Raw genomic sequence first — 18,465 nt, 5'->3', positions numbered from 1 at the left:
GAAAGCCAGGGCAGTTGAACCCGCCATATGCGGGGTGCCGCGATGCGGCAGGCGCTGGATATAAGGACGGGGGCGTTGGTGTGGCAAGTGTGCCTCTTTTCACCGTCGTCCCTGCGAACGCAGGGACCCATACGCCGCGGCCTATCTTGGGGTGCACTGGCAGACGTCCTCCTAGACAACTCCTCCCTGTGGTTATGCGTCCCTGCGTTCGCAGGGACGACGGCTATACCGCCATCTTCCTATGCCGCACGGGCGCGCCTACCGTGAGGCTTTCCGCCGCGTCGATGATGGCGTTGGCGTCGATGCCGTAGTGGCGGTAGAGGTCGCCAATGGTGCCGGTCTGGCCGAACTGCTCGACGCCGAGCGCTTCAGTGCGGTGGCCGCGGACGCTGCCGAGCCAACCGAGCGCGGCCGGATGACCGTCGATTACGGTGACGAGGCCGCAATCCCGCGACAGCGGCGCCAGCAGCTTTTCGATGTGGCTGAGGTGCTGCACGGCGCGGCGGTCGCGCCGCAAATTCCGCGCAGCGGACCAACCCGCATGCAGCTGGTCAGCGGAGGTTACCGCCAGTAAACCGACATCGCGGTGGCTTTCGCCGATGAAGCCCACCGCCTCGATCGCCTCGGGCGCGACCGCGCCGGTATAGGCGATCACGACGTCGCAATTGGCGCCTGGCTCACGCAGCCAGTAGGCGCCCGAGGTGATGTCGTTCTGCAGGGTCGGCGTCATGATCCGCTGCGGCTGGTCGACGGTGCGGGTCGACAGCCGCAGGTAGACCGAACCGCCCTCGCCGTTCTCCCGTTGCATGTGGCGGAAGCCCCATCCCATGATCACGGCAAGTTCATCGACGAACGCCGGCTCGAACGAAGCCAGCCCGTCCTGCGCCATGCCGATTAGGGGCGTCGCGATCGACTGATGCGCGCCGCCTTCCGGCGCCAGCGTGATGCCGGATGGCGTCGCCACCACCATGAAGCGTGCGTCCTGGTAACAGGCGTAGTTCAGCGCATCGAGGCCGCGCTCGATGAAGGGATCGTACAGCGTGCCGACCGGCAGCAGCCGTTCGCCGTTGATCTGATGCGACAGCCCCAACGCCGAGAGCATGATGAACAAATTCATCTCGGCGATGCCGAGCTCGAGGTGCTGGCCCTTCGGCGAGAATTCCCAGCTATAGGCGGACGGGATCTTCTCCTGCCGGAACAGGTCGTGGTTCTCGGCTTTCGCGAACAGCCCGCGACGATTCACCCAGGCGCCCAGATTGGTCGAGACGGTGACATCCGGCGACGCGGTAACGATGCGCGAAGCCAGTTCGGTATCGCCGCGCGCGAGTTCGTTCAGCACCAGCCCAAAGCCCTGCTGCGTCGCCATCTGTGCCGCCGGCTTGAAGGTAAGCCGCTCGGGCACCTCGATCACAGGCGCGGTCAGTCGGCGGCGGCCTTCCTGGTTGAAGGGCGCAGCCGCCAAAAATGCTTCGAGCTCGGCCGGCGTCTGTGACAGGCCTTCGAACTTGTCCCATTCGTGGCCGGAACGGATGTTCTGCGTTGCGCGCCACTTCTCCATCTGCGCAACCGTCATCAGGCCGGCGTGGTTGTCCTTGTGGCCCTGCATCGGCAGGCCGACGCCTTTGATGGTGTAGGCGATGAAGCAGACGGGCCGATCGTGATCGATCGATTCAAATGCCTCGATCATGCTGGCCATGTCGTGTCCGCCCAAATTGGACATCAGCGCCAACAACTCGTCGTCGCTGCGGCGATCGATCAGTTGCGATACTTGCCCCTGATCGCCGATGTCGTCCTGCAAGTGCTTGCGGAACGCAGCGCCGCCCTGGAAGCACAGCGCCGCATACATCTGGTTCGGGCAATTATCGATCCAGCGCTTCAGCGCCTCGCCGCCGGGTTCGGCGAACGCCGCCTGCATAAGGCGGCCGTACTTCACGATCACCACCTCCCAGCCGAAATTGCGGAACATGGTCTCGAACTTCTCCCACAGCCCTTCCCGCACGACGGCATCGAGGCTCTGGCGGTTGTAGTCGACCACCCACCAGGTATTGCGTAGCGCATGCTTCCACCCCTCGAGCAGCGCCTCGAAAATGTTGCCCTCATCCATTTCGGCATCGCCGACGAGCGCGATCATCCGCCCTTCTGGCCGGTCCTTCATCCAGCCATGCGCGGTGACGTAGTCCTGCACCAGCGAGGAGAACAGCGTTTGCGCGACACCGAGGCCGACCGAGCCGGTGGAGAAGTCGACGTCGTCGGCGTCCTTGGTGCGCGACGGATAGGACTGCGCGCCCTTGAAGCCGCGGAAATTTTCCAGCTTGTCGCGGGTCTGGTGGCCGAACAGATACTGGATGGCGTGAAACACCGGGCTCGCATGCGGCTTCACCGCGACACGATCCTGCGGACGCAGCACGGAGAAGTACAGCGCCGACATGATGTTGGCGAGCGAGGCGGATGATGCCTGATGGCCACCGACCTTCAGCCCGTCGACGTTGGGCCTGACGTGATTGGCGTGATGGATGGTCCACGACGACAGCCAGAGCACCTTGCGCGCCAGCGCGGTTAGCATTTCCAGGCGTTCGGGCTCGATGGGCATGGCCGTGCTCCGGAGACGTTCAGTATGCGCCGATTTTAGCGGGCGGTGAGCCACCAAAATTCTCAATTTCCTGCGACATACCGCCCAATATTGGGATAATTTCCCACCATTAGCTTCCAAACCCCGAGTTCATCCCAATGCCCTCACTCGACGCCATCGACCGCAAGATTCTCGCTTTGTTGCAGTCCGACAGCCGCATGACCATGCAGGAGCTCGCCGACAAGGTCGGCCTGTCCGTGTCGCCGTGCCATCGCCGCGTCAAGCTTCTGGAAGAGCGCGGCGTCATCACCCGCTATATCGCGACCGTCGACCAGAAATCGCTCGGGCTGCATGTCAGTGTTTTCATCTCGATCAAGCTGGCGCGGCAGAAGGAAGAGGATCTCAACCGGTTTGCCAAGGCGATCTCGAAATGGGATGAGGTGCTGGAGTGTTATCTGATGACGGGCAACCGCGATTACCTCTTGCGCGTGGTCGCCGCCGATCTCTCCTCCTACGAAGCGTTCCTGAAGAACAAGCTGACGCGGCTCGACGGCATTGCCTCGATCGAGTCGAGCTTTGCGCTGAGCCAGGTGAAGTATTCGATCGCGCTGCCGGTGTAGCTGTCGTCCCTGCGAACGCAGGGACCCATAACCACAGATGTGCATTGTTGAGGGAGGCCGTCGACCATCCTCCCAGAATAACAACTGCCGCGGCGTATGGGTCCCGGATCGCGCTCGCTACGCTCGCTTGTCCTGGACGACGGCGCTGGACGTTGCATGGGTTCGTCTTCCCCCGAAGGCGGGGATCCAGTACGCCGCGGCTTCTCGGTTCGATCATTGGCTGTCTCTGGAATACTGGATCGTCCGCCTTCACGGACGATGACAACTGAATGTGACTTCGCGATCTCGCGACGCATGGCGCCCGAGGTTTGCTATCAACTTCCCGCCCTCTCCAATCAGAGGGCGCAGGGAAGACCGGGTGCTGGCTGCACCCGCGGTCTCGTGTGCAAAGTGCGCAAAAGAGAACGCACACGAGCATACAGGTACAGCGGGAGCATCCCGGCCTTCCCTGCGCGATGGCTTTACGGCTTACTTCGAGCTCTCCCCGGTGAACGGCTCTTTTGCCACCGTCGCTGCGCAAAATGAAATCTGCGCAACTTAATGCCAGCACCGCGACATCAGGACCACACGACTTCGCCGTACGCTTCCTGCGCGTACGTCTTGCGCATTCAGCGTCCATCGCATCTCACCGCACGTTCGTGACGATCGCGAGCCGCCCCTCAATTGGGTGAGACGGGCGGAGTTATGCGACTGATTTGCCTCTCGCGTTAAGCGGAATATTTTTGATTCTTTTTGATTCCTGGGCTTGACACGATTTCGGAAAATCAGAAGTGATTTGCCGATCGTCAGCTGTTTATCGAAGCGAAGTCTGCCGATCTTGCAATTACTAGCCAAGGGAATGCCGATCCAACTGGTCTGGCCGCCGACACGGGCGCCGCTGGACCGCCTCCGGCGATTCCTGGATTTTCTGGCGAGCAGCCTGAAGGCGGATCTTCTCTAGCCTCTAGAATATCCGCGCGTCAGAATATGTTGTAGCCGGGCGCCAGCAGATGTCCGGGATCATGGCGCCGCTTGGCTTCGCGAAACTGCGGCCAGCCTGATCCGAAATGAGCCTCCCAGTCTTCGGGCGACATCGCAAAGGCACCGACCGGGTACTGAACGCCGCCGGCTTCTCGAATGCGATCGTAGAACGTACGATTCGCCGCGATCATCCGCTGCGCCGCCGCCGGATCGTTCGACACCGGGATGCGAATGAGATTGAAGGCATAGACGACGTCCTCCGCCGGCAGTCGGACCAACGGAGTCCGAAACGCTGCTGTTAGCACGGAATAATAGGTAATCCGGCCGAATGGGCCGACATCGTCCTGCGTCAAGCCGGTCAAGGCATCGCCTGCGATCCGTTCGGCGTTGCTGCCGCGCAGGAACGTCAAAAGCCAAGGCTGCGGATTGAACCACAGGCCCTTCGACCGAAGCAGATTTTCGAACTTTCCAAACGCCAGGGCATCCTCGCGATAGGTCAGGTCGGCGATGACGGCGGCGCCGCGCTCATCTGACAATCCGGAAAGCACAGCCTTGTCGTCGGGCGCCGAGCCGCTGCCATAGGTTATTGCGCCGTCGAGTTGGTACCGCCAACCGCCGCTTCCATCGGGAAGAATGGCCCCCTGCAACTGGTCGAAGCGTCCTTCCGTCAGCACGCGCCGCTGGTGCGCCGTCAACAATGGCAAATCGCGGTAGAAGAGCTGAAAGCGCCTGATACGCTCGGGCGCGCGCACCAGACGCAGCGTTGCCCGCGTAACGATGCCGCATTGGCCGAGGCCGGCGCGGACGCCATCGAAGAGATCCGGGTTAGCGACCGCCGAGCAACTCAGTTCATTGCCATCACCCGTCACCACGTCCAGCGCGATGACGTTGTCTGTTTGCATGCCATGCCGGGATGACGTGGCTCCGATGCCTCCCACCGCGATCGTTCCCGACCGAGAGGCCGAGACAATTGGTCAGTACGGGCGGCGTAAGTCTCTCCGCCAAGGTCGCGTCAAGCAGATCTCGCCACGGCGCTCCGGCGTCGACCACGACGCGATCGTGCCCGACATCGCGGACCGAGTTCATCGCGCTCATATCGACCACGATGCCGCATTCGGCCAGGGAGCGGCCATAGATCGAGTGGCCCTGCCCGCGCGCCGCCACCTTGACGCCCTGTTGTCTCGCCCATCGCATCAGGCCGGCAATGTCGGCGCTCGATGCGGGCCTGAGCACGCCGCGCGGTTGCTTGTGAATGAGGCGGCCAAAATCATGGGCGGCAGCGGCGCGACCCTCCGGATCAAGGCGGACATTGGCAGGCAGAGACGGATCGTCTGCCGAGACCGTCTGCGCCGACGTCGTCAACCCGCTGGCGCGCGAAGCGAGCGCGGCGGCGACGCCGAGGCCTGCGCCCAAAAACATACGTCTGTCCGATGGCATGAAGCCCTCCTTGTCCAGAGGGCGTCAAAGCTTGGCTACGCTCGTCCGCAAAGCTGCGGCCTCACGCGGCGTGAGGCAATGGCCGCCGCGCCGGTTGGACTGAAGCGGACGCATGGCCGTTTTCGCCGGATTTACGTCATTTCAGACGGACCACGGCGGCAGTAGACTGCGGTTGATTGAGATGAGTGAGGCGCGTGCCGGCAAACCGATGAATTCGCGACGTGTATTGTGGAGCGCGCTCGGCGCGGTCGCGCTTGTCGCCGTGATCGGCGGAGCCTGGATTTTCTCGCTGCCGCCGGCGCCTTCGGCCGCAGCCCCGCCAGCGATCACGCAACAAGAGCGCGATGCGACGGTCGCGGCGCTGAAGCCGCCGAAGCGACAGCGGCCGCTGATCGCGATCATCGGGATCAACGACGCCACCGAGACCACCGATTACCTCATGCCCTATGGCATCCTCAAGCGCGCCGACGTCGCCGATGTGGTCACGCTGGCGACGAAACCGGGACCGGTGACGCTCTATCCGACGCTCAAGGTCGAACCGCAGGCGACCGTCGCGGAGTTCGATGCGCAGCATTTTGATGGCGCCGACTACGTCATCGTCCCTGCCATGAGCCGCGACGACGATCCGGAGGCGCTGCAATGGATCCGGAGCCAGTCGGCCAAGGGCGCAATCGTGATCGGCGTCTGCGCCGGCGCCAAGGTGGTTGGCGATGCCGGGCTACTGCACGACAAGCAGGCCACCACGCACTGGTATTTCGTCAAGGAGCTTCGCGGCAAGCATCCGACGATGCGCTATGTCAGGGATCGGCGGCTGGTGGTCGACAAAGGCGTGGCGACGACCACCGGGATAACGGCGTCGATGCCGATGTCGCTCACCTTGATCGAGGCGATTGCCGGCCCCGACAAGGCGCGCGCCGTTGGCAGCGAGATCGGGCTCGCCGAGTGGAATGCGCGCCACGAGAGCGACGCGTTCAAGTTCACGCGCCCGTTTGCGTTGACCGCCATCCGTAACACGGCCGCGTTCTGGGCGCACGAGCAGCTCGGCATCGAGCTCAAGGACGACGTTGATGAAGTGTCGCTGGCGCTAGTAACCGACGCGTGGTCGCGGACCTACCGCTCGCAGGCGGTGACGTTCGCCAGCTCTGCCGGCGCGCAGCAGAGCCGCGGCGGCTTGCGCATCCTTCCCGATCAGGTCGCGGCGAACTGGCCCGCCGCGCGATTGCTGCCAGCGACCGAGGATGCGAAACCGACCGAAGCGCTGGACAACGCGCTCGCGGGTATTGCCGCGCGCTACGGAACAGATACAGCCGACTTCGTCGCGATGCAGCTTGAGTATCCGAAACGTCAACTGCCGTAGGGTGGGCAAAGCCAACGGGTCTCGCGAATGCGCGCCCGATGACAGGTTCCGCGTGCCCACCATCAAACATGAGAATGTGGATGAATGGTGGGCACGGCGCTGACGCGCCTTTGCCCACCCTACATCGCTACGCTGCCCTCACCGCCACGGCTCGACGATAATCTTGGTATGCACTTCCGGGTTGGCGAGATCGGCGAATGCCTTGGCGACGCCGTCGATACCGACGGTAGCGGTTACCATCGAGGCGGCATCCACCTGCCCTTCCGCGATCAAGCGGAGCGAATAGGCGAATTCCTCGGGCGTGTAGCCCAGCACGTATTGAACGTTGAGCTCCTTCATGATGCCCAGCATCGGTTCGGAGCGGTCGGTTTCCATGCAGACACCGACCACGGCGATGCGGGCGTCGCGCGGCGCGCCCTCGAACACCTGCTGGATCAGGCCGGGCATGCCGACGCATTCGAAAATCAGCGCGGGTTTCAGCGCCGGCAACAGCGCCTGCAGCGGCGGGCGTGCAGCTTTTTCCTTCGGCGACATCTGGGCGTGCTCGGCCCAGGTCGCGTAAGGCAGCGTGCGCGCGGGATCGACGACGACGTCGGCGCCGAGCTTTTCGGCGAGCGCGCGGCGAGCCGGCGAATAATCGGCGGCGACGATCGGGTGCAGTCCCCTGATCTTCAGCGCTGCGATGACGGCGAGCCCGACCGGCCCGCAGCCGATCACCAAGGGCACCTCGCCGCCTCTGATGTCGGCTTTTGCTACCGCGTGTACACCGACGGCCAGAGGCTCGGTCAGCGCGGCGTGTTCGGCGGCAAGGCCGTTCGGGACTTCCAGCAGCAAGGCCTCGCTGAGCAGCATGCGCGCGGCGTAAGCACCGACATTGTCGTTGGAGTAGCCGATGCCCTTCGGGCCTTCCGGGGTCAGCAGCGCCGGCAGCGAGCAAACCTTGGTGCCCGCCTTGAACTTGCCCGTGGTGTCAGGACCGTAGTCGAGCACCTCGCAGCAGAATTCATGGCCGAACACGACGTCGCGCGATAGATCCATCGGCTTGCGGCCCGGGAAATATTTGGCGAGCTCCACCATGCGGTGCGCATGTTTGCGCGCATGCAGGTCGGAGCCGCAGATGCCGCAGGCCAGCGACTTCACCAGCACCTGCCCGGCACCGGGCTTTGGCTCCGGCATCTCGTCGACGACAATTTCCCCGTTGCGGAAAATGGCTGCGCGCACGAATGATCCTCCCGGTGATTTTTTCTCACCTTAGCATGGAGGATCACCACGAACAGCGTACAAGCCTCTTGCTGGCGCGGGAATTGGTGCCTTCTTGTCGGTGGCCCGGATCAAGCGTTCGGTGACGACTCACCCGAGACCGTAAGAAGTTGTGACTGCCGTACCCGTTCGCGATGGGCGGTATAGAGGCCAGAGGCGACGATGAAAGCGGCGCCGGTGATGGTGTAGGCATCCGGCACTTCACCGAAGATCAGGAAGCCAAGCAGGCTGACCCACAGCAATTGCGTGTAGGAGAACGGCGCCAGCACGGAGGCGTCGGCATAGCGAAACGCCAGCACCACGATCCACTGCCCCGCGGTGGAGGCAATGCCGATCAGGATGCCGAAGGCGATATCGTGCCAGGTCGGCATCACCCAGACGAACGGCACCAGCGCCGAAAGAATGAGGAGCCCAGCGATCGACGAATAGGTCATGGTGGTGATGGCGCGCTCGCTGCCGCTCATCATCCGCGTCATGATCAGCGTGCAGGCCCAGGCCAGCGCCGAGACCAGCGGAAAGAACGCAGCCGGGTGAAACGCGCCGGTGCCAGGACGCAGGATGATCAGCACGCCGACCAGGCCAACGCCGGTCGCGATCCAGCGGCGCAAGCCGACCTTCTCGCCGAGAAAGATGATCGACAACGCCGTGACGAACAGCGGCGCGACGAAGCCGGTGGCGGAGGCTTCCGCAATAGGAAGGAACCGCAGGCCGGAGATGAAGAACAGCGACGAGCCGAGCAGCGCCGCGCCGCGCAGGAGATGCAGGCCGCGGCGTTTGGTCTGCAGCGCGTACAGCGGGGAACCCGGCATCATCGCCGGGGTCATGATCATCGCGAACACCAGGAAGCGAATCCAGGCGATCTCGATCGAGGGCAGCGTCGCTGACAGATATTTCGCGGTGACGTCGGAGGTGCCGAGAAACACCGTCGAGGCCAGCACCAGCGCAATGCCCTTGAACGGCCGATCGGCGCGCGCGGGCGCCTTGCGGACGGTGGCGGTTTTCTTCGATGGCAAAGGTAATGGAGCGCTGTCCAGCCTCGCGGCTGCGGCGGGGGGCGGTGTCACGGCAATCTCGAAGGCAGCAATTTTCGAATCGGGCGAGGTTCTAAAAAACACCAATTCGCCCGATGCGACTAGGCCTGAAAACAGGATGCGGATATGCGCTGAGGGCGCGATTGCAACACTTTGTTAAGGACGGTGTTCCGCTGACGGCGTTGGCGCATCAATGGTGGCGCGAACTCCGCTTCAACCTCGCCCCGCTTGCAGGGAGAGGTCGGATTGCGAAGCAATCCGGATGAGGGGTACAGGTCCATCGATAGGCATAGTGCTCGCGGTGAGAGCCCCTCACCCCTACCCTCCAAGAGCAAGCTTCGCTTGTCTCGACCCCGCGAAGAGCGGGAGATGGGAGGGACTACAGCATCGGGAGACCACGCGGTTTGGGTCCGCGTGGAAAAGCCTTGTCGAGTGCGACAATCTCGGCATCGCTCAACTTCAAATCCCCTGCCCGCGCATTCTCCGCCGCGTGTTCCGCGCTGGAGGCTTTTGGAATCGCGAGCACCGACGGCGCGCGCGTGAGGAACGCCAGCGCGACCTGGCGCGGGCTCGCTTTGTGCGCCTCGGCAATCGCCTGCAGCACCCCGCCGCTCTTGCTGCGCAGCGACGGGAAATCATCATGGCCAAACGGCGAATAGGCGACGACGCCAACGCCATGCTTCTCGCACCACGGGATCACGGCGTGCTCGATCGCGCGCTCCTGCAGATGATAGAGCACCTGATTGCAGGCAATCTTGCCCTCGCCCGCGACGTCGAGCAGTTCGTCGAGATCGTCACAATCGAAATTGCTGACGCCCCAGGAACGGATCTTTCCGCTCGCTACCAGCTCCTCGAATGCGGCGACCGTCTCCTCGAACGGATAGGAACCTCGCCAGTGCAGGAGATAGCAATCGAGATAATTGGTCTTTAGCCGCTTCAGCGAGCGCTCGCAGGCGGTAACGGTGCCGCGCCGCGAGGCGTTGCTCGGCAGCACTTTTGAGACCACGAAGAGTTGTTCCCGCGGCAGGCCTGCGATCGCGTCCGCGATCACGGGTTCGGCATCGCCATACATCTCGGCGGTGTCGATATGGGTCATGCCGGTTTCGATACCACGGCGGAGCGCCGCGATCGCCGCCTTGCGGTCGCCGCGGTCGAGGTACCAGGTGCCCTGCCCGATTACGGAAACGTCGGAGTTATTGGTGCCGAATTTTCTTGTTTGCAAGATTGCCTCGTTCGTCCAAAGTCGCGGGTGCTGACTTTAGACGAATGACGCGATGATGTCTCCACATCGTCGTCCCTGCGAAAGCAGGGACCGATAACCACGAGAATCAGATTGGAAGGAAATCGCGGCCCCGGCGTTCGCGCCAAAACTCACATTGGTGGTTATGGGTCCCGGCGCAAGGCCGGGACGACAATTGTGCGCGTGGCGCGCACAAGGGCTAATAATTGCTCGCCGTCGCCTCGTTCGGAATCCCGTCGATCGGGCATTCGTCGGTGCCGACCGTGGGCCGCGTCATCGCCTCGACCATTTCGCGGGTACCTTCGGGGTCGGTGATCCACTTGGCATAGAAATCGTACGGACAGGCCGCGAGGCCCCGCGCGCCTTCGCCGGAATTGATCATGCCGGTATAGCCGCGATGCAGCAGCTTGAAGAGGTGGTTCTGTGACTGGCCGTTGCGGCGCGCGTCGCGGATCAGGCTCTTCGACAGACCCGCGTACTGGATGCCGTACTCCTCCTCGCCCGTCTCGCCCAGCGTGCGGCCGTCGAAGCCGATGATCGCGGAGTGGCCGAAATAGGAATAGACGCCGTCGAAGCCGGCGGCATTGGCGACCGCGACATAGACATTGTTGGCCCAGGCCATTGCCTTGGAAATCAGGATCTGCTGTTCCTTGGCCGGATACATGTAGCCCTGGCAGCGCACGATCAGCTCGGCGCCCTTCATGGCGCAGTCGCGCCAGATTTCCGGAAAATTGCCGTCGTCGCAAATGATCAGGCTGACCTTCAATCCCTTGGGACCTTCGGAGACATAGGTGCAGTTGCCGGGATACCAGCCTTCGATCGGCACCCACGGCATGATCTTGCGGTATTTCTGGACGATCTCGCCCTTGTCGTTCATCAGGATCAAGGTGTTGTAGGGCGCCTTGTGCGGGTGCTCCTCGTGGCGCTCGCCGGTGAGCGAGAACACGCCCCACACCTTTGCCCTGCGGCAGGCTTCGGCAAAGATTTCCGTCTCAGTCCCTGGGATCGACGACGCGGTCTCGTACATCTCCTTGGAGTCGTACATGATGCCGTGGGTGGAATATTCAGGGAAGATCACGAGATCCATGCCTGGCAGGCCGAGCTTCATGCCGACAATCATGTCGGCGATCTTGCGGGCGTTGTCGAGCACCTCGGCCTTGGTGTGCAGGCGCGGCATTTTGTAATTCACTACAGCGACGCCGACTGTGTCGTTGCTGCTGGAAATATCACCGTGAAGCATTGGAATCGCCTGTTCTTTTGGTTTGAGTTGCGTCGATCAGTGACTGATCATCCAGGGTCGCGCAGTCGGAAAGCCTTTGGCGCCGCTCTTTGTCTTGGTCAGCAGCCGGGCCGGCTTCTTGCGCGAACAGCAGCCACAGCCGGAGCCATGCGAAGCCTTGTATTCGCCAAGTGTCTTCGGCGCGTGGGCGCTGCGCTCGTTGGTCGCGATCGCCTTACGTTTATCCGAGGGCATGCAGAAGAAAGCCGGCGCGGTCAGGATCACGCGCGGCGATTCATTCTCGCAGCGTGGGCAGTCCTGCGGCTCATCGCATTCGGCCATCGGCCGCATGTCGGTGAACGGGCCGCAACCGTTGCAGAGGTATTCGTAGACGGGCATCTGGTTTCCTTGCGCAGTGTCATCGTTCAGCGGCGGATGCGGGCGGCCGGCACGCATGCCGTCCTGCATCCTTCGCGCGCTAGATCACTTGTCCGGCGAGATCGGCATCTGGATGTCGCCCGTGATGTGTTTGATCGGACCTGCCGACGACGGCATGATGTCGAAGTCAAAGATCTCCGTCGGCAGCCACAGCGTGGCGCAGGCGTTGGGCACGTCGACCACGCCGGAGATGTGGCCCTGGCACGGCGCGGTGCCGAGGATCGAATAAGCCTGCGCGCCGGAGTAGCCGAACTTCTTCAGATATTCGATCGCGTTCAAACACGCCTGGCGGTAGGCGATGTGGACGTCGAGGTAATGCTGCTTGCCGGCCTCGTCGACCGAGATGCCCTCGAAGATCAGATAATCCTTATAGTTCGGCGTGATCGGCGACGGCTTGAACACGGGATTCTTGATGCCATATTTGGCGACGCCGTCCTTGATGATATCGACCTTCAAATGCAGCCAGCCGGCCATTTCGATGGCGCCGCAGAAGGTGATCTCGCCGTCGCCCTGGCTGAAGTGCAGGTCACCCATCGAGAGCCCCCCGCCCGGCACATAGACCGGAAAGAAGATTTTCGAGCCGCGCGACAGATCCTTGATGTCGCAATTGCCGCCATGCTCGCGCGGCGGCACGGTGCGCGCGCCTTCGGCGCCGACCTTGGCCTTGGCTTCACCTTTCGCGCGGCCGGCATGCGCAGTCGCGGCGAACGGCGGATTGGCGAGGCCCGGCACCCGCGTCGGATTGGTCGCGATCAGCGCGGTCTCGCGTTCGTTCCAGGTCGCCAGCAATTTCGGATCGGGCAGACAGCCGATCAGGCCGGGATGGATCAGGCCGGCAAAGTTCACGCCCGGCACATGGCGCGACGAGGTGTAGAGACCCTTGATGTCCCAGATCGATTTCTGCGCCAGCGGGAAATGATCGGTCAGGAAGCCGCCGCCATTTTGCTTGGAGAAGAAGCCATTGAAGCCCCACAGGCTCTCCTTGAGTGGACCGACGTCGAGCAGGTCGACTACCAGCAAATCGCCGGGCTCGGCGCCCTTGACGCCGATCGGGCCGGAAAGGAAGTGCACGATCGACAAATCGATGTCGCGCACGTCGTCGGCAGAATCGTTGTTCTTGATGAAGCCGCCGGTCCAGTCATAGGTCTCGATGATGAAGTCGTCGCCCGGATTGACCCATGCCACGATCGGAATATCGGGATGCCAGCGGTTGTGGATCATGTCGTTGTCGTAGGCCGACTTCGAAAGATCGACCTTGATCAGTGTCTCTGGCATCGATAGCTCCCCTTTTAGACAGCACGGTTTGCGGGTTTACACAGACAAGAATTTCGAGACTTGCGCGGCATCGACGAGCTCGCGCGGATCATCACGGACGATCTCGCCGTTCTCGATGACCAGCACGCGGTCGGCGATATCGAGCGCAAAACTCAACACCTGTTCGGAGACCACGATCGACAGGCCGCGCTCGTCGCGGATCCGCTTCAAGGTGCGCGCCATGTCCTTGATGATCGACGGCTGGATGCCCTCGGTTGGCTCATCGAGCAGCAGCACCTTCGGCTTGGTGGCGAGCGCGCGGGCAATCGCGAGCTGTTGCTGCTGGCCGCCGGAGAGATTGCCGCCGCGGCGGTTCTTCATCTCCAGCAGCACCGGAAACAGCTCGTAGATGTCCTCGGGCACTTCGGAGCCGCCCGACACCACGAGACCGGTCTCGATGTTTTCCTTCACCGTCATGGTCGAGAAAATCATACGGCCCTGCGGCACGTAGGCGAGCCCCTTGGCGACGCGTTCGTAGCTCGGCAGAGCCCTGAGCTCGGCGCCATCCATGGTCACCGAGCCGCTCTTGGTCGGCACAATGCCCATCAGCGATTTCATCAGCGTGGTCTTGCCCATGCCGTTGCGACCCATGATCGCAATGATCTCGTTGGGTGCGACCGACACATTGAGGCCGTGCAGCACTTCGCTCTGGCCGTAGGCGACGTGAAGATCGGAGATAGCCAGCATGAACGTGCTCCTTAATCCCTGCGCATGATCTGGTCCGGAAACCGGACGCCACTTTCCGGGATCATGCGCTAATGTCCCAGGTAAACTTCGATCACCTTCGGATCGTTCTTGACCTTCTCCATGGTGCCCTCCGACAGGATCTGGCCCTGGTGCAGCACCGTGACCTTGTGAGCGATGTCCTCGACGAATTTCATGTCGTGCTCGATGACCAGCACCGAGCGGTCCTTGATGATGCGGTTCAGGAGCTCGGCGGTCTTGGCGCGCTCGCTGACGCTCATGCCGGCGACGGGCTCGTCGAGCATCAGCAAATCCGGGTCCTGGATCAGCAGCATGCCGATCTCCAGCCACTGCTTCTGCCCATGGCTGAGCAGCGCCGCGCTCATGTCGAGGCGGTCCTTGAGGAAGATCATTTCGGCTACTTCATGCACGCGGTCGCGCACGGTGGCGTCGCGCGTAAACGTCAGCGCGCCGAAAACGGTACGTCCGCGTGGAAACGAAATCTCGAGATTCTCGAACACCGTGAGGTCATCGTAGATCGACGGGGTCTGGAATTTGCGCCCTACCCCGGCCTTCACGATCTGGTTCTCCTTCAGCTTCGTCAGCTCCTTGCCGCGAAACTCGATCTTGCCTGACGTCGCCCTGGTCTTTCCGCAAATCAGGTCCAAAACCGTGGTCTTGCCGGCGCCGTTGGGGCCGATGATGACGCGGATCTCGTTCTCCTCGACATAGAAGGAGAGATCGTTGACCGCCTTGAAGCCGTCAAAGGATACGGTGAGCCCTTCGACCGCGAGTAGGAAAGGTTTGGGTTGATGACCAATCAGCATGATGTCCTCCTCACTCTGCCGGCGCGCCGTCGGCGACGGAGTTGTCGGTCCAGGCGCTTTCGGCCTTCGGCTTGCGTGACGAGATCAGCCGGTCGATCCGCGGCTGGACGTGATCCTGCCAGATGCCGGCGAGGCCATTGGGGAAAGCGAGCACCACCGCGATGAACAGTCCGCCCAGACCGAACAGCCAGAGCTCGGGGAAAGATTCCGAAAGGCTGGTCTTGGCGAAATTGACGAGCAGGGTTCCGTAGACGGCGCCCAGGATCGAGAGCCGGCCGCCGACCGCGGTGTAGATCACCATCTCGATCGACGGCACGATGCCGACAAAGGATGGCGACATGAATCCGACCTGCAGCGCGAACATGGCGCCGCCGATGGCAGACAGGATGGCGGCGACGCAGAACGCGAAGATCTTGAAGTTGGCAACGCTGTAGCCGGAGAAGCGAACCCGGTCTTCCTGGTCGCGCATCGCGACCAGGATACGGCCGAGCTTCGAATGCCTGATGAACTGGGCGATGAAGATGCAGATGAACAGGCAGCCTACCTCGAAGAAGTAGAGGACGATCTTGGCGTGGTCGGGACGGATGTCCCACCCCTTCAGCGTGCGGAGGTCCGTCATGCCGTTGATGCCGCCGGTGTAGCCCTGCTGACCCACGATCAGGATGGTCAGGATCGCCGCCACCGCCTGCGTAATGATGGCAAAGTAGGTGCCGCCGACGCGGCGCTTGAACATCGCTGCACCAATAATCAGCGCGAAGATGCCCGGCACCAGAATAACGGCGGCAATGGTAAAGGTGAGGCTATGGAACGGTTTCCAGAAGAACGGCAGCGCCGTGATCTGATTCCAGTCCATGAAATCCGGGATGCCGGGGGTCGACTGGATCTTGGTGTTCTCGACGCTCGATGCCTCGAGCTTGAGGAACATCGCCATGCAGTAACCGCCGAGGCCGAAGAACACGCCCTGTCCCAGGCTGAGAATGCCGCCATAGCCCCAGCAGATCACCAATCCCAGCGCCACGAAGGCGTAGGTCAGATATTTGGCGACGAGATTGAGCCTGAAGACGTCGAGGCAGAGCGGCAGGATGACCACGAGAAAGGCGGCAAGCACCAGAATGCCGATCAGCTCTGAACGGTTGGTAAAGCGATTGGCGTTCATGGCGTCAGCCCCTTTTGTTACTTGCGGACCTTCAGGGCAAATAGCCCCTGCGGCCGCAGCATCAGAATTCCGACCACCGCGAGCAGCGTCAGCACCTTCGCCATCGATCCCGACATGAAGAATTCGAGCGTCGATTGCGTCTGCGAGATCGAGAAGGCGGATGCGATGGTGCCGAGCAGGCTCGCGGCGCCGCCGAATACGACGACCAGGAAGGTATCGACGATATAGAGCTGGCCTGATGTCGGCCCGGTCGAGCCGATCATGGTAAAGGCGCTGCCGGCGACGCCAGCGATGCCGCAACCCAGCGCATAGGTATAACGATCGACTTTCGCGGTGTTGATCCCGACAGCGCCCGCCATGATGCGGTTCTGCACGACGGCGCGGACCTGCCGACCCCAGCGCGATTTGTACATGACGTAGGCGACCGCACATGTAATCAAAACCGTCAGCGCCATCACGAAGACGCCGTTGATCGGCACCTCGATCGAGTCGGTCACCTTGAGGGAGCCCAGCATCCACTGCGGCAGTTCGACGCCGACTTCACGCGCGCCGAAGACCGAGCGATAGGCCTGCTGCAGCATCAGGCTGAGGCCCCAGGTAGCGAGCAGTGTATCAAGCGGCCGCTTGTAGAGATGACGGATCAACACCCACTCCACCAGCATTCCGAGCGCGCCGGAGGCGAGGAAGGCCAGCATCATCGCGAGAAAGAAATAGCCGCTGAACAGGCTTGGCAGATAGGACTGGAACAGGTTCGACGTCATCCAGGTGACGTAGGCGCCGAGGATCATGAACTCGCCATGCGCCATGTTGATGACGCCCATCTGGCCGAAGATGATCGCAAGACCGAGTGCCATCAGAACGTAGACGGAAAACAGGATCAGGCCCGCAAAACCCTGCATGACAAAGATGGAGCCGAGGTCACCGATCGAGTATTCGCCGAACATCTGAACTTCTCCGTCGAGGGGAAGGGTCCCCCGCGCCGCGAGAATATTCGCGACGCGGGGTCGTGAGCGCGGATTGACGGTCCACGCCAGGGAGCTGCTTGGGAAGTTGCGGGAAGTTCCGCAGCCCTTACTGATAGCCCTTCGGGAACGGATCGGGCTCGACCAGATCTGATGTCTCGAAAATCAGTTCGAACTGGCCATCAAGCTTGGCCTTGCCGACGCGGGTCTTCGACCAGAGGTGATGGTTTTCATGGATGCGCACGTAAGCTTCGGGCGCGCCCTTGAATTCGATGCCTGGCGATGCGGCTGCGATCTTGTCGACGTCGAAGCTGCCGGCCTTCTCGACCGTCAACTTCCACAGCCACGGGCCGAGATAGGCGGCCTGCGTCACGTCGCCAATCACGGTCTTCTCGCCCCACATTTTCTTGAAGGCGGCGACGAAGGCCTTGTTGTTGGCATTGTCGAGCGACTGGAAGTATTTCATGCAGGCATAGGCGCCCGCGATGTTTTCGCCGCCGATGCCGTCGATTTCGTCTTCGGTCACCGAGATCGTCAGCAGCGCCTGTTTCGAAAGGTCGACGCCGGCTGCCTTGAGCTGCTTGTAGAAGGCGACGTTGGAGCCGCCGACAACGTCGGTGAAAATTACGTCAGGTTTGGTCAGCTTGATCTTGTTGATCACCGAATTGAACTGGGTGCTGCCGAGCGCGTAATATTCCTCGCCGACGACCTTGCCCTTCAGCACGTTCTCGACGTGCTTGCGCGCGATCTTGTTCGAGGTGCGCGGCCAGATGTAATCCGAACCGATGAAGAAGAACGATTTGGCGCCCTTCTCCTTGGCGATCCAGTTCAACCCGGCGAGGATCTGTTGGGTCGCTTCCTGACCCGTGTAGATGACGTTCTTCGACTGCTCGAGACCTTCGTAGAAGGTCGGATAGTAGAGCATGCCATTGTACTGTTCGACCACCGGCAGCACCGCCTTGCGGGAGGCCGAGGTCCAGCAGCCCATGATCGCCGCGACCTTATCGTTGACGAGCAGCTTCTTGGCTTTTTCCGCAAACGTCGGCCAGTCGCTGGCGCCGTCTTCCTGGATAAACTTGATCTTGCGCCCGAGCACGCCACCGGCGGCGTTGATCTGTTCGATCGCGAGCTTTTCGGCCTGGATCGAACCGGTCTCCGAAATCGCCATCGTGCCGGTCGCCGAGTGCAGGATACCGACGGTGACTTCGGTATCAGTCACTGCAAGGCCCGTAGTGTTGACGGTGGCGGTTGCGGGACCTGCCCCGAATGAGGGCCGTGGAAGGATCGAAACGAACGGCAATGCCGCCGCCCCCATCAGCAGTTTTCGGCGAAGCGGCGACTGCAAACCCTTGTTTGGTTCGTCTGACATGAGCACCCCATTTTTGTTCAAG

At 62.1% G+C, this 18,465-nt stretch carries 16 protein-coding genes; 2 read left to right on the top strand and 14 right to left on the bottom strand.

Going from position 1 to position 18,465, the window contains the following annotated elements:
• Positions 1 to 223: 223 nt before the first annotated feature.
• Positions 224 to 2,590, bottom strand: coding sequence for a thiamine pyrophosphate-binding protein (locus tag HCN58_RS03090; RefSeq protein ID WP_171577877.1), 2,367 nt, complete (start codon positions 2,588 to 2,590; stop codon positions 224 to 226).
• Between the two features lie 137 nt (positions 2,591 to 2,727).
• Between HCN58_RS03090 and HCN58_RS03085 the strand changes: the two genes are divergently transcribed.
• Positions 2,728 to 3,189 carry an Lrp/AsnC family transcriptional regulator gene (locus HCN58_RS03085; protein WP_065730768.1) on the top strand — a complete coding sequence of 154 codons (462 nt, stop codon included), beginning with the start codon at positions 2,728 to 2,730 and terminating at the stop codon, positions 3,187 to 3,189.
• A gap of 959 nt (positions 3,190 to 4,148) precedes the next feature.
• Here the strand turns inward: HCN58_RS03085 and HCN58_RS35530 are convergent.
• Both HCN58_RS35530 and HCN58_RS35525 read right to left on the bottom strand, forming a co-directional pair.
• Positions 4,149 to 5,051: a hypothetical protein gene (locus HCN58_RS35530; protein WP_235983316.1), complete on the bottom strand. Its 903-nt coding sequence runs from the start codon at positions 5,049 to 5,051 to the stop codon at positions 4,149 to 4,151.
• The gene (locus HCN58_RS35525) at positions 5,008 to 5,586 is read right to left on the bottom strand and encodes an FAD-binding protein (protein ID WP_235983314.1); all 579 of its coding nucleotides are present in this window, start codon (positions 5,584 to 5,586) and stop codon (positions 5,008 to 5,010) included. Before HCN58_RS35525 ends, HCN58_RS35530 begins: the two co-directional genes overlap by 44 nt.
• A 208-nt stretch (positions 5,587 to 5,794) precedes the next feature.
• Here HCN58_RS35525 and HCN58_RS03075 point away from each other — a divergent pair, with 208 nt between their 5' ends.
• Positions 5,795 to 6,943 carry a DJ-1/PfpI family protein gene (locus HCN58_RS03075; protein ID WP_171577876.1) on the top strand — a complete coding sequence of 383 codons (1,149 nt, stop codon included), beginning with the start codon at positions 5,795 to 5,797 and terminating at the stop codon, positions 6,941 to 6,943.
• Positions 6,944 to 7,081: 138 nt separating this feature from the next.
• Here the strand turns inward: HCN58_RS03075 and HCN58_RS03070 are convergent, their stop codons facing one another.
• The 11 genes from HCN58_RS03070 to urtA all read right to left on the bottom strand — a co-directional run bounded on the left by HCN58_RS03070 (position 7,082) and on the right by urtA (position 18,443).
• Positions 7,082 to 8,164, bottom strand: a complete 1,083-nt coding sequence (locus HCN58_RS03070) for a zinc-binding dehydrogenase (protein WP_171577875.1) — start codon at positions 8,162 to 8,164, stop codon at positions 7,082 to 7,084.
• A 110-nt stretch (positions 8,165 to 8,274) separates the two neighbouring features.
• On the bottom strand, positions 8,275 to 9,216 hold the full coding sequence (locus HCN58_RS03065; protein ID WP_376701139.1) for a DMT family transporter: 942 nt from the start codon (positions 9,214 to 9,216) through the stop codon (positions 8,275 to 8,277).
• Positions 9,217 to 9,613: 397 nt separating this feature from the next.
• Positions 9,614 to 10,456: an aldo/keto reductase gene (locus HCN58_RS03060; RefSeq protein ID WP_171577873.1), complete on the bottom strand. Its 843-nt coding sequence runs from the start codon at positions 10,454 to 10,456 to the stop codon at positions 9,614 to 9,616.
• Between the two features lie 217 nt (positions 10,457 to 10,673).
• Positions 10,674 to 11,714: an aliphatic amidase gene (locus HCN58_RS03055; RefSeq protein ID WP_171577872.1), complete on the bottom strand. Its 1,041-nt coding sequence runs from the start codon at positions 11,712 to 11,714 to the stop codon at positions 10,674 to 10,676.
• A 36-nt stretch (positions 11,715 to 11,750) separates the two neighbouring features.
• A complete protein-coding gene (locus tag HCN58_RS03050) occupies positions 11,751 to 12,092 on the bottom strand; it encodes an FmdB family zinc ribbon protein (RefSeq protein ID WP_171577871.1) in 342 nt (113 codons plus the stop codon).
• 84 nt (positions 12,093 to 12,176) lie between these two features.
• Positions 12,177 to 13,406, bottom strand: coding sequence for a formamidase (fmdA, locus tag HCN58_RS03045; protein WP_171577870.1), 1,230 nt, complete (start codon positions 13,404 to 13,406; stop codon positions 12,177 to 12,179).
• Positions 13,407 to 13,442: 36 nt separating this feature from the next.
• On the bottom strand, positions 13,443 to 14,132 hold the full coding sequence (gene urtE / locus HCN58_RS03040) for an urea ABC transporter ATP-binding subunit UrtE (RefSeq protein WP_171577869.1): 690 nt from the start codon (positions 14,130 to 14,132) through the stop codon (positions 13,443 to 13,445).
• 68 nt (positions 14,133 to 14,200) lie between these two features.
• Complete coding sequence (urtD, locus tag HCN58_RS03035; protein ID WP_171577868.1) at positions 14,201 to 14,956, bottom strand: urea ABC transporter ATP-binding protein UrtD; 756 nt, start codon at positions 14,954 to 14,956, stop codon at positions 14,201 to 14,203.
• 10 nt (positions 14,957 to 14,966) lie between these two features.
• Positions 14,967 to 16,112: an urea ABC transporter permease subunit UrtC gene (gene urtC / locus HCN58_RS03030; protein WP_171577867.1), complete on the bottom strand. Its 1,146-nt coding sequence runs from the start codon at positions 16,110 to 16,112 to the stop codon at positions 14,967 to 14,969.
• A gap of 17 nt (positions 16,113 to 16,129) precedes the next feature.
• Positions 16,130 to 17,056: an urea ABC transporter permease subunit UrtB gene (gene urtB / locus HCN58_RS03025; protein ID WP_171577866.1), complete on the bottom strand. Its 927-nt coding sequence runs from the start codon at positions 17,054 to 17,056 to the stop codon at positions 16,130 to 16,132.
• 127 nt (positions 17,057 to 17,183) lie between these two features.
• Positions 17,184 to 18,443: an urea ABC transporter substrate-binding protein gene (gene urtA, locus HCN58_RS03020; RefSeq protein ID WP_171577865.1), complete on the bottom strand. Its 1,260-nt coding sequence runs from the start codon at positions 18,441 to 18,443 to the stop codon at positions 17,184 to 17,186.
• Positions 18,444 to 18,465: the final 22 nt, after the last annotated feature.

The sequence above is a fragment of the Bradyrhizobium australiense genome (genome assembly GCF_013114825.1).
Lineage (GTDB): Bacteria > Pseudomonadota > Alphaproteobacteria > Rhizobiales > Xanthobacteraceae > Bradyrhizobium > Bradyrhizobium australiense.
The sequence above is the reverse complement of the archived record's forward strand: the minus strand, read 5'-3'. Positions and strand labels throughout refer to the sequence as shown.